The organism is Microbacterium saccharophilum (assembly GCF_007992455.1).
Classification (GTDB): Bacteria; Actinomycetota; Actinomycetes; order Actinomycetales; family Microbacteriaceae; genus Microbacterium; species Microbacterium saccharophilum.
Genome location: NZ_BKAH01000001.1, coordinates 1 through 11,320 on the forward strand (window position 1 = coordinate 1; position 11,320 = coordinate 11,320).

Sequence of the window (11,320 nt, forward strand, 5' to 3'; positions counted from 1 at the left end):
GCCGCGGTCTCTCGCCCACCACCGGATGTGGTGGACCTTTGCGTGCCCGGGTGGGACGCCGCACATCGCGCAGCCGCCGTCGCGTTCGGTGAGCGCGAGTCTCTGCGCCCTCGTGAACAGGCGCCGCTGCCGGCCCCAGTCCAGGATCTCGCTGTCCCCGCCCAGGACCGCCGGGATGATTCCGCCATCCGCCGGGCCGTCGCGATCGACACCGGGGCGGCGAGCCCGTCGATGGTGGCGTGCCCGGTCCCGGCGCGCAGGTCCTCCAGCGTCATCCGGACGACCACGGTCGCACCCCGCAGCGGGGTGTCCCGGTGCGCGCAGCCGAGCAGGTGCTCGCAGATCTTCACCAGCGCATCGGCGCGCATCATCGCCACGCTGCGCCGCGGCGCATCCACGTCGCTCGACGCGTCCGCGTCGCGCTGCGCGCCGAGCTCCGCGCCCACGATCGCGTCGATCGCGACCATGATCGCCGCGCCGTGCTCCGGGTCGAACCCGCCGGTCAGGTGCAGCATCCCGGACCGATCCTCCTGCACCCGCAGGAACCGCTGCCCCCGCAGCTCCTCCTCCCGCGGCGGCACCCCATCCGGATCCAGGTGCGCCTCCGCACGCGCGATCAGCTTCGCCAACTGATCCAACGTCAACCCCGGCGCCTGCCCGGCCAGGGTCCGCTCCGCCGCCTCCAGATCGCCCGGGTTCCCGCGGAGGGCGACCCGATCCAGCATCGACACGATCGCCGACGCCGCCAACGCCCCGATCGCCCCCGCCGCCAACGCCGCACCCACGTGCGGATGCTTCGCCGGGGCCTCGCCCCCGCTCAGCAACACCCGCGGCGCCGTCGCATCCCCCACCTGCACCAGCCGCGACGCCTCCCCGTTCGTCGTTCCCAGCGTCGAGGCGAGCAGCGCCGTCGCGGTGCGGAATCCGTTCGCCTTCGCGAGACTGTCGGCCCCGAGCTCCGGCCGGGACTGCCGAGCGATCTCCGCCGCGACCTGCGTCGACGCCGCCTCCAACAACGGCCGCGCCGTCCCCAGCGCATCGTTCACCGCGATCAACCGCGCCCCCTCGGTGCCCTCGACCCGGCCGACCGGCCACACCGCGCGCGCCGCCGTCACCGCCTCAAGCAGAGCATCCATCGGAGAAGTCATACCCCGAAGGTACCCGCAGCCTCCGACATTCATCGAAGAAATGTTCGATCTGTGGATGACCGCCAGAACACGAGCACAGTGCAGGAACCGGCGACCGGCGCCACCGCGCCGGAGTCGCTAAACCCCGGCTTCCCCAGCCTCCGGCCCCGCCTCACCGAGCACCCGCAGGAAGCTCTCCGGCAGCACCACGTTCTCCGGCGCCCCGGCGAAGAACCCGGCGACCTCGGCCGGCGTATAGCCGGCGATCCCGCATCCCACCTCGGTGACGAGGAACCGCAGCTCCGGATGCTCCGCCGCGAACGCGACGAATCGCGCCGCCTGCGCCCGGAAGACGTCGAGCCCCGACATCGTGTCGATGCCGTACGACTGTCCCTGCAGCCCCTCGGCCTGCCCCCACACGGCGCCGAAGCGCTCATGCGCGAAGCGGGCCGCGCCGCCGCCGTGGGCGCCGTGCGCGTTCGAGCCGAAGACGAAGACGTCGTCCGCCGCCAGCCGCTCGATCCGCATCAGCGCGCCGCCGTGGCCTCGGCGTGGTTCGCGGAGTGGGTCCGGTAGACCTGCGCGTTGCGCAGCAGGCCGGCCTTCTCCTCCTCGCTGAGCTCCCGCCGCACCTTCGCGGGGACGCCGGCGACGAGGGACCCGTCCGGCACGACCGTGCCCTCCAGGACGACCGCTCCCCCGGCGATGAGGCAGCCGCTCCCGATCTCCGCGCCGGAGAGGATGACGCTCCCCATGCCGACGAGCGAGCCGTCGCCGATCGTGCAGCCGTGCACGACGGCGTTGTGCCCCACCGAGACGTCCCGGCCGATGACGACCGGGTGACCGGCATCCACGTGCACCGACACGTTGTCCTGCAGGTTGCTGCCCGCGCCGAGCGTGATGGCGGCACTGTCGCCGCGCACGACGGCGTTGTACCAGACGCTCGCGCCCTCTTCGAGGGTCACGTCTCCGATGATGCGGGCACCGGATGCCACGAAGGCGGACGCGTGGATGCGGGGGCTGCGCCCCGACACGGACAGGACGGAGGCATCGTCGGCGATCGTCATGGTCCCGACGATATCGCGCACCGGCCCGGGTGCCGACACCGGTTAGCCCAGCCTCGGCTTGCTTGCGGAATGCCCGCTGCTGAGTAGCGTTGCACGCACAGCGGGACCGGACACCCCGCTGAAGGAGACGAAGCATATGAACGAGACGCACACCATCCCCATGAGCGCGACCGACCCCGAGGTCGCCGCCGGAACCGCGCAGTTCCTCACCCCGGTCGTGCTGGGACTCCAGGGCCTCGCCGTCAACGGCAAGCAGGCCCACTGGAACGTCCGCGGCAGCAACTTCATCGCGATCCACGAGCTCCTCGACACCGTCGTCGCCAACGCCCAGGGCTTCGCCGATGAGGCGGCCGAGCGCATCGTCGCCCTGGGCCTCCCGATCGACGCGCGGGTGTCGACGGTGGCCGCCAAGACGAAGCCGACGGCCGTGCCGGCCGGCTTCACGCAGTGGCAGCAGATCATCGCCGCCGTCGTGGGCGACATGGATGCCGTCATCGCCGACGTCCAGGCCGCCATCGACGGGCTCGACGAGATCGACCTGACCAGCCAGGACATCGTCATCGGCATCAAGGCCGGACTCGAGAAGGACCGCTGGTTCCTCTCCGCCCACCTCGCCGGCTGACGCCGACACGCAGCCTTCCGACGCCCCGGGCCCGTGCCCGGGGCGTCGTCATGTCAGGCGACGTGCGTGAGCCGCCCCTGGAGCAGGGTCGCGGAGACCCGCGTGCCGCGCAGCGCCCCCTCGTCCGCGGTGAGCGGGTCGCGGTCGGCGACGACGAGATCGGCCACGCTGCCGGGGGCCAGCGCGCTCCCCGCCTCCGAACCCCCTGCGGTGGAGGCGGCCAGCGCGGTCGCGGCGTCGAGCGCCTGCTCGGGTCGCCACGCGGGGCGACCGTCCCGGGTGCGCCACACGGCGGCCGCCATCGCCGCCCACGGATCGAGTGGGGAGACCGGGGCGTCGGAGCCGAACAGGAGGTTGGCTCCGGCGTCGGCGAGGGCACGCAGCGGGTACGGCACCGCGGTCTGCCCCGTCCAGATGGCGTCGGTCATGTCGCGGTCGTCCACGGCGTGCTCGGGCTGCACGCTGGCACCGACCCCGAGACGGGCGAAGCGGGCGATGTCGGCGTGCGCGACGAGCTGCGCATGCTCGATCGTGCCGTGCGCGCCGGTCGCGGCGAACGCGTCGAGGGCGTACGTGTTGGCGAGGTCGCCGATCGCGTGCACGGCGGCGGCCATCCCCGCCGCGGTCGCGGTCGTGAGCAGCTCCCGCAGCTCCTCCGGCGGCACGGTCAGCAGACCGTGGTTGTGCGGGTCGCCGGGATAGGAGTGCGAGCAGGCCGCCGTGCGCGTACCGAGCGAACCGTCGGTGATGACCTTGAGCGGACCCATCCGCACGAGGCCCGCCGGGTCCAGCGCATCGCCGGTCGCCAGCCCCTCCGCGATCGCCCGGTGCAGGAGCGCCGGGTACACCCCGAACGACACGCGCGTCGTGTCGAAGCCGGCATCCAGCCGCCGCGCCCACGCCTCGGCGTTCCAGGCCATGTCGAAGTCGACGATCCCGACGACGCCGCGCCCCGCAGCAGCCTGCAGCGCCGCGGCCACGAGGCGGTCCCCCACCACCGGGTCGGCGGCGTTGAGGCGCCGCGAGATCTCGAACGCGGGCTCCTCGCGCAGGACGCCCGAGCCGTCGACCGGGAACCCCTCGCGCTGCAACGCGGCCGTGTTCAGCCACACGCTGTGCACATCCGCGTTGATGAGATACGTCGGGATGCCGCCGGTTGCGGCATCGAGGAACTCCAACTCCATGACGTCCGGCCACAGCGCGTCACGGAACCCCGCCCCGATGCGCCGGCCGTCCTGCAGGACCGGCGCGGATGCCATCAGCGCGGCCGCCTCACGCGCCGAGCGCGCCGCCCCGAGGTCGTGCCGCTGCGCCGCGAGCGCCCACTGCACGGTGTGCACGTGGTGATCCCAGAGCCCGGGCAGGACGTAGCCGCCGGCGGCGTCCAGCATCCTGCCGGTGCGGGGCAGGGCGCCGGCGGGGGCGATGTCGACGATGCGCCCTCCGCGCAGGTGCACGTCCACGGGGTCGCTGCCGAACGGGTCGAGCCGGTCGGCGCCGGTGAGCCGGGCGTCCGTGATGATGTCGACGCGCGCGCCGCGTTCCAGGCTCATCGGGCGTCCCCTGCTCGCCGCATGGCGTCGCGGGCGCGGCGCATCTCGGCGGGAAGCCGCGGATCGGCGTAGGGGCTGGAGCCGGCCTCGAGCTCCGCGATGATCGTGTCGACGGTCTCGCCGGGGCGGTTCTGGCTGAGCTTGCGCTTGGCGACGACCTTCGTCGGGGTCAGCCGGTAGCCGACGGTGCCCTGCTCGAGACGGCGCACGTACCCGGGGTCGTTCGGGGGCTCCCACAGGAGCCGGGGGCCCGGCAGCGTCGCCTCGAAATGCGCCACGAGCCGCTCGAGAACGCGCAGGTTCTCCTCGGGGCCGAGGATCTCCGGAATGCCGGAGAGATGCACCGAGACGAAGTTCCAGGTCGGCACGTTCGGACCGGCCGGGTACCAGCCCGGTGAGATGTACCCGTGCGGGCCCTGCACGACGACGAGCAGCTCGCGCTCGCCGAGACCGTGCACGGCGTCGTCGGGCTTGCCGACGTGGCCCACGATCGTGAGGTCGTCGCGGTCCTCATCCAGCAGCACGGCGTAGTGCGAGGCGACGAGTCCGTCCGGGGTGTCGCTGACCAGCGTCATCCACGGGTTCTGCTCGATCACGCGCCGCAGCTCGCCGACGTCGGTCATCGCGAAGCTCGGGTTCTGTCGCATGGCTCCCTCATCCCCTCGTCACGCCTGGCACCGCGGACACCAGTACAGCTTCCGGGCGGCCAGCTCCTCGAGCACGATGGCCGTCCCGCAGACCCGACAGGGCAGCCCCGCGCGGCGGTACACCCAGTGCCGGTCGTCGCGATTGGCCATCGCGAGCCGGTACGCGGCCGGGTCCAGGTCGTCCATCGTCATCATCTGGCCGGTCTCGACGCCGATCGCGAGGAGCCGCACCCAGTCGCGCCAGATCTGCCGCACGATCTCCTCCGGCACCTCGCGACCCGGGGTGTGCGGGTTCAGGCGCGCGCGGAACAGCAGCTCTGCGCGGTACACATTGCCGATCCCGCCGACGACGCTCTGGTCCATCAGGAGGAGAGCGATGGAGGTGGGCTTGCGGCGGACGACGGCGGTGAAGCGCTCCTCGCCTTCGGCAGGGTCGTCGACGAGGGGATCCGGGCCGAGCTTCGCGATCGTGGCCGCGACCTCGTCGGGAGTCTGGAGCACGCACGCCGTCGGGCCGCGCAGGTCGGCGCACGTCGTCTCGGTGAGCAGTCGCAACCGCACCTGGCCCACGACCGGCGGCGGCCACTCGTCACCGTCTTCCCCGAGGCCCTGCGTCTGCTCGCTCATCCGGACGTGCACGCGCGTGCGACGCGGGGCGCCGATCGAGCTCAGCGAGTTCTCGCCCGCGTCGTCCAGGATCGGGGCGAGGTCGGTGCCGCGCTGATTCGTCTGCCCCATCCGGCCGTTCGCCGACGCGATGGTGGGATCGACGAGAATCTCCCCCGCGAAGTCCCACGCGCCGTACAGACCCAGATGCACACGCAGCCACAGGTCGTCCTCGAACGCGAGGAACATCTGCTTACCCACGGCGCGCGCCGCCGTCGCCTCCCGCCCGGAGAGGAGCGCGGCCCCCTCGGCGAAACGACCCTGCGGGCTGCTGGCCGAGACGGTGCGGCCCACGAAGTTGCGGTCGAACTGGCGCGCGATGCGGTGGACGGAATGGCCCTCGGGCATCAGCCCGCTTCCGGGTCGATGGCGTCGGCGGACTCGCCGCCGTGCGGCGCCTGCGCGCGCGGGTCCGGCTCCAGAGACCCGTCGGTCTCGTATGCGGCCAGCTGCGCGATGCGGCGCGCGTGCCGCTCCTCGCCGGTGAACGGCGTCGCGATGAAGCGGTCGATGAACGACGCGGCCTCGTCGAAGGTGTGCTGGCGCGCGCCGATGGAGATCACGTTGGCGTCGTTGTGCTCGCGTGCGAGCTCCGCGGTCGCGAGGTTCCAGACGAGGGCGGCGCGGATGCCGCGCACCTTGTTCGCGGCCATCTGCTCGCCGTTGCCGGAGCCGCCGAACACGACGCCGAGCGCCTCGATCCCGGCCGCCTGATCGCGGGCGACGGCCTCGGCCGCGCGGATGCAGAACGCCGGGTAGTCATCCAGCGCGTCGTACTCCAGCGGACCGTGATCCACGACGTCGTGGCCGTTCGCGGCGAGGTGGTGCTGGAGCTGGGTCGAGAATTCGAGGCCGGCGTGGTCGGTCGCGATGTGGATGCGCATGGCATCCATCCTAGGGACGCTCGTAGCGGGCGGATCCCGTCGCACGACAGCGATATGATGATTCCATCATGCCATTCACCCGCGCCCAGCGACCCCTCTACGAAGTGAAGGCCAACCTCTTCAAGGGCCTCGCGCATCCGTTCCGGATCCGCATCCTCGAACTGCTCTCCACGGCACCCGAGCGCAGCGTCGCCGATCTGCAGGCCCAGACCGGGCTCGAGGCCTCGCACCTCTCGCAGCACCTCGCCGTGCTGCGCCGGCACCGGCTCGTGGAGTCCGAGCGGCGCGGCAGCCACGTCTTCTACCGGCTCGGCGACCCGGCCGTGGGGCGGCTGCTCGCGGTGGCCCGCGACCTCCTCGTCGAGGTGCTGGCCGCCGACGGCGACCTCCTCCGCGATGTCGCGACGCTCCCCGCGCTCGCGGCGCCGGAGACTCCCGGGGCCGACCGCTCATGAACGAGCGCCCCGCCCGGACCCGTGCGCGCCGCGCCGCGGTCTTCCTCGCCGGCCTGCTGCCGTCGCGGGCCGACTACGCCTCCGTCCGCCGCACGTGGCGGCGCGACCTGCTCGCCGGCGTCACGGTGGGCATCGTCGCCCTCCCGCTCGCTCTCGGGTTCGGCGTCAGCTCGGGGGTCAGCGCGGAGGCGGGGCTCATCACCGCGATCGTCGCCGGCGTCATCGCCGCCGTGTTCGGCGGCTCGCACGTCCAGATCTCCGGACCCACCGGCGCGATGGCCGTCGTGCTCCTGCCGATCGTCGCGCAGCACGGGGTCGGCTCGGTGGCGACGGTGGCCCTGATCGCCGGGGTGCTGGTGCTCGTCGCGGGTCTCCTGGGGCTCGGCCGGGCGGTCTCCTTCATCCCCTGGCCCGTCATCGAGGGCTTCACGCTCGGGATCGCGGTCATCATCTTCCTGCAGCAGATCCCGCTCCTGACCACCGGTCACGCGTCCTCCGCGACCGACCACAGCAGCAACGCGGTGATCGCCGCCGTCCAGGCCCTCACCGCCGCGGACCTCGCCTACCTGGCCTGGGCTATCGGCGCCGAGGCGATCGTGGCCGCCTGCATGATCCTCGCCCCCCGAATCCACCCCGCCGTGCCGGGCTCGCTGATCGGCATCGCGATCGTGACGGTGCTGGCGCTCCTGCTGCCGAGCCCGCTGGCGCGGATCGGAGCCCTGCCGGGGACTCTGCCCCTGCCGACGCTCCCCGCACTCGATCCCGCAGTGCTCCCGAGCCTCGTGGCACCCGCCCTGACGGTCGCCGCCCTCGCCGCCATCGAGTCGCTCCTCTCGGCGCGGGTCGCGGCGGCCATGGCCGACACGGGCGCCTACAACCCCGATCGGGAACTGGTCGGCCAGGGTCTGGCGTCCCTCGGCGCGTCGCTGTTCGGCGGGCTGCCGGCCACCGGCGCCATCGCCCGCACAGCCGTCAACGTCCGCTCCGGCGGCCGGTCGCGCATCAGCGGCATCTTCCACGCCGTCGTCCTGCTCCTCGTCGTCCTCGTCGCCGCCGGCCCCGTCGGGACCATCCCGCTCGCGGCGCTCGCGGGCGTCCTCATGGTGACGGCGGTGCGCATGGTGCAGCGCGACACGGTGCGCGCGATCCTCCGCTCGACCCGTGCGGATGCCGTCGCCTTCCTGCTCACGGCCGTCATCACCGTGTCGTTCGATCTCATCGTCGCGGTCGTCATCGGCGTCGTCTTCGCGGGGGTCTTCGCGATCCGGAGCCTCTCCCGCGCGTCAGGGGTGCAGCGCGAGGCACTCCCCGGCGACCCGGAGCCCGGGGACGAGCGCATCGCCGTGATCCGCTTCGACGGTCCGCTGTTCTTCGCCGCCGCCGACCGCGTCTTCGACGAGGTCAACGCCGTGCGAGGCGTGTCGGTCGTGATCCTCCGGATGTCGCAGCTCGAACTCGTCGACGCGACGGGAGCCCGCATCCTCGGCGACATCGTGCAGGCCCTGGAGCGTCGCGGGGTCACGGTGCTGCTCAAGGGCGTCCAGCCCCGTCACGCCGACCTGTTCCGGACGGTGGGTGTCCTCGGGTCGCTGCGCCACCACAATCATCTCTTCACCGAACTGGCGCCCGCGGTGGCGCACGCCCGCAGTCACGTGCGGCGCGAGACCGCGGGCGCGTAGTCTGGGGAGGTTGCCGCGGGCGCCAGCAGCGCCCGACCGCGGCATCCACCCTGACCTTGGGAGCCATGCACGTGCCTGGAGAGAACCTCACCCGCATCGAGGCGCAGGAGCGCCGCGCGATCGTCGACACCACCTCGTACGAGGTGAGCCTCGACCTCACGACCGGACCGGAGGTGTTCCGATCCCGCTCGGTGATCCGCTTCACCGCCGCCGAGGGGGCGGCCACGTTCATCGACCTGATCGCCCGCACCGTCCACGCGATCACGCTGAACGGTCGCGCGCTCGACCCCGCCGCCGTGTTCTCCGACTCGCGCATCGCCCTGGACGGCCTGTCCGCCGACAACGAGCTCGTCGTCGAGGCCGACTGCCTCTACACGAACACGGGTGAGGGCCTGCACCGCTTCGTCGACCCCGTCGACGGCGAGGTCTACCTCTACTCGCAGTTCGAGGTTCCCGACTCCCGGCGGGTGTTCGCCGTGTTCGAGCAGCCCGACCTTAAGGCGACGTTCCAGTTCACGATCACGGCGCCCGCCGCGTGGAAGGTCGTCTCCAACTCCCCCACCCCCGAGCCGGTGCCGGCCCAGGACGGCGCCGCGACGTGGACGTTCGAGCCCACTCCGCGGATCTCGTCCTACATCACGGCGCTCGTCGCGGGCCCGTACGAGGCGACGTTCTCCGAGCTGACGAGCGCCTCCGGCCGCGTCATCCCGCTCGGCGTCTACGGCCGCAAGAGCCTCTGGCAGCACCTGGACGCGGACTACATCTTCGAGAAGACCCGCCAGGGCTTCGCGTACTACGAGGAGAAGTTCCAGGTCCCGTACCCGTTCGCGAAGTACGACCAGCTCTTCGTCCCGGAGTTCAACGCGGGAGCGATGGAGAACGCCGGCGCCGTGACGTTCACGGAGACCTACGTCTTCCGCTCGAAGGTGACGGATGCCGTGAAGGAGCGCCGGGTCGTCACGATCCTGCACGAGCTCGCGCACATGTGGTTCGGGGACCTCGTCACGATGAAGTGGTGGAACGACCTGTGGCTGAACGAGTCGTTCGCCGAGTGGGCGTCCACGATCGCGACGGCCGAGGCCACCGAGTGGACCGAGGCGTGGACGACGTTCAACGCCATGGAGAAGACCTGGGCGTACCGCCAGGACCAGCTGCCCTCGACGCACCCCGTGGTCGCGACGATCAACGACCTCGAGGACGTGCAGGTCAACTTCGACGGCATCACCTACGCGAAGGGCGGCTCGGTCCTCAAGCAGCTCGCCGCGTGGGTCGGGATCGAGGCGTTCTTCGCCGGTGTCTCGCAGTACTTCCAGAAGCACGCGTGGGGCAACACCGAGCTGTCCGACCTGCTGACCGAGCTGGAGGCCACGAGCGGCCGTGACCTCTCCACGTGGTCGCGGAAGTGGCTCGAGACGGCCGGCGTGAACACGCTGTCCCCGGAGATCAAGACCGACGACGCCGGGATCATCACCCGCTTCGCGATCGTCCAGACGGCTCCGGCGGACTACGCGACGATCCGCCCGCACCGCCTCGGTGTCGGCTTCTACTCGCTGACCGACGGCGCGCTCGTGCGCACGCACCGCGTGGAGATCGACGTCGACGGCGACCTGACCGAGGTCGCCGAGCTCGTCGGCATCGCCCGCCCCGACCTCGTCCTGCTCAACGACGACGACCTCGCGTACGCGAAGATCCGCCTGGACGACCGGTCGCTGCGGACGGCCATCGAGCACCTCGGCAAGATCAGCGACCCGCTCGCCCGCTCGCTCGTCTGGGGCGCGGCCTGGGACCAGACCCGCGACGCGGAGGCCTCCGCCTCCGACTACGTCGACCTCGTGCTCCGCAACATCGGCGCCGAGACGGAGTCCACCACCGTGCGGACGACCCTCGCTCAGCTGCAGCTCGCCGCGAACGCGTACGTCGCGCCGGAGAAGCGCGACGCGACACGGGAGAGGGTCGCCGAGGGCCTCTGGGCCCTCGCGCAGGCGGCGGAAGCGGGCAGCGACAGCCAGCTGCAGTTCGTCACGGCGTTCGCCTCGGCCGCGGCCACCCCGGCGCAGTGGGAGCAGGTCCGCGCGCTCCGCGACGGGCAGACCGCGCTCGAGGGTCTCGAGATCGACGCGGACCTGTCCTGGGCCCTGCTGGTCTCCCTCGCCGCGGGCGGGCTCGTCACGACCGCCGACATCGACGCCGCCCTCGCGGCCGACAACACGGCCAAGGGCGGCGAGTTCGCCGCACAGGCGAAGGCCGCCCTGCCGACCGTCGATGCCAAGCGCGCCGCCTGGTCGTCGCTCATCGACACCGCCGACCTGCCGAACACCGTCGTCCGCTCCGCGGCGCTCGGGTTCACGCACCCGGCCGGCGTCGAGGCGCTCCGCGCGTTCGTGGACGACTACTTCGACATGCTGCTGCCGATCTGGGAGGACCGCACCTACCAGATCGCGAACTACCTCATCACGGGCCTGTACCCGGCGCCGCTCGCGGACCGCGCGCTGCGCACGGCGACGCGGGCGTGGCTCGACGCGCACGGCGATGCCGCCCCGGCCCTCCGCCGTCTCGTGCAGGAGAACCTCGCCGGCGTCGAGCGGGCGCTGTCCGTCCAGGAGCGCGACGCCCAGTAGGC

Annotated in this window: 11 protein-coding genes; 4 read left to right on the forward strand and 7 right to left on the reverse strand. The window is 72.3% G+C overall.

Annotation, left to right across the window (positions count from 1 at the left end):
* The 3 genes from MSA03_RS00005 to MSA03_RS00015 all read right to left on the reverse strand — a co-directional run.
* On the reverse strand, positions 1 to 1,136 hold a 1,136-nt coding region (locus MSA03_RS00005; protein ID WP_170245431.1), incomplete at its 3' end, for a DUF222 domain-containing protein.
* Between the two features lie 129 nt (positions 1,137 to 1,265).
* Positions 1,266 to 1,655, reverse strand: coding sequence for an A1S_2505 family phage non-structural protein (locus MSA03_RS00010; RefSeq protein WP_147049189.1), 390 nt, complete (start codon positions 1,653 to 1,655; stop codon positions 1,266 to 1,268).
* Complete coding sequence (locus MSA03_RS00015) at positions 1,655 to 2,194, reverse strand: gamma carbonic anhydrase family protein (RefSeq protein WP_147049190.1); 540 nt, start codon at positions 2,192 to 2,194, stop codon at positions 1,655 to 1,657. The genes MSA03_RS00010 and MSA03_RS00015 overlap by 1 nt, the downstream gene beginning before the upstream one ends.
* Before the next feature lie 136 nt (positions 2,195 to 2,330).
* On the opposite strand from MSA03_RS00015, the gene MSA03_RS00020 reads away from it, so the two are divergent.
* Entirely contained in the window at positions 2,331 to 2,816 is a 486-nt protein-coding gene (locus tag MSA03_RS00020; protein ID WP_147049191.1) for a Dps family protein, read from the forward strand.
* Between the two features lie 53 nt (positions 2,817 to 2,869).
* Here MSA03_RS00020 and MSA03_RS00025 read toward each other — a convergent pair whose 3' ends face one another.
* From MSA03_RS00025 to MSA03_RS00040, 4 genes are read right to left on the reverse strand one after another with little or no spacing between them, the layout of a single operon-like run.
* Positions 2,870 to 4,369, reverse strand: a complete 1,500-nt coding sequence (locus MSA03_RS00025; RefSeq protein WP_147049192.1) for an amidohydrolase — start codon at positions 4,367 to 4,369, stop codon at positions 2,870 to 2,872.
* Positions 4,366 to 5,016, reverse strand: a complete 651-nt coding sequence (locus tag MSA03_RS00030; RefSeq protein ID WP_147049193.1) for an FMN-binding negative transcriptional regulator — start codon at positions 5,014 to 5,016, stop codon at positions 4,366 to 4,368. The genes MSA03_RS00025 and MSA03_RS00030 overlap by 4 nt, the downstream gene beginning before the upstream one ends.
* A gap of 18 nt (positions 5,017 to 5,034) precedes the next feature.
* Positions 5,035 to 6,030, reverse strand: coding sequence for an Fpg/Nei family DNA glycosylase (locus tag MSA03_RS00035; protein ID WP_147049194.1), 996 nt, complete (start codon positions 6,028 to 6,030; stop codon positions 5,035 to 5,037).
* Positions 6,030 to 6,566, reverse strand: a complete 537-nt coding sequence (locus MSA03_RS00040) for a ribose-5-phosphate isomerase (protein WP_147049195.1) — start codon at positions 6,564 to 6,566, stop codon at positions 6,030 to 6,032. The genes MSA03_RS00035 and MSA03_RS00040 overlap by 1 nt, the downstream gene beginning before the upstream one ends.
* 68 nt (positions 6,567 to 6,634) lie before the next feature.
* Here MSA03_RS00040 and MSA03_RS00045 point away from each other — a divergent pair, with 68 nt between their 5' ends.
* From MSA03_RS00045 to pepN, 3 genes are all read left to right on the forward strand, one after another.
* Positions 6,635 to 7,021, forward strand: a complete 387-nt coding sequence (locus tag MSA03_RS00045) for an ArsR/SmtB family transcription factor (protein WP_147049196.1) — start codon at positions 6,635 to 6,637, stop codon at positions 7,019 to 7,021.
* Positions 7,018 to 8,700 carry a SulP family inorganic anion transporter gene (locus MSA03_RS00050; protein WP_147049197.1) on the forward strand — a complete coding sequence of 561 codons (1,683 nt, stop codon included), beginning with the start codon at positions 7,018 to 7,020 and terminating at the stop codon, positions 8,698 to 8,700. The genes MSA03_RS00045 and MSA03_RS00050 overlap by 4 nt, the downstream gene beginning before the upstream one ends.
* A 71-nt stretch (positions 8,701 to 8,771) precedes the next feature.
* The gene (gene pepN, locus MSA03_RS00055) at positions 8,772 to 11,318 is read left to right on the forward strand and encodes an aminopeptidase N (protein WP_028495489.1); all 2,547 of its coding nucleotides are present in this window, start codon (positions 8,772 to 8,774) and stop codon (positions 11,316 to 11,318) included.
* Positions 11,319 to 11,320: the final 2 nt, after the last annotated feature.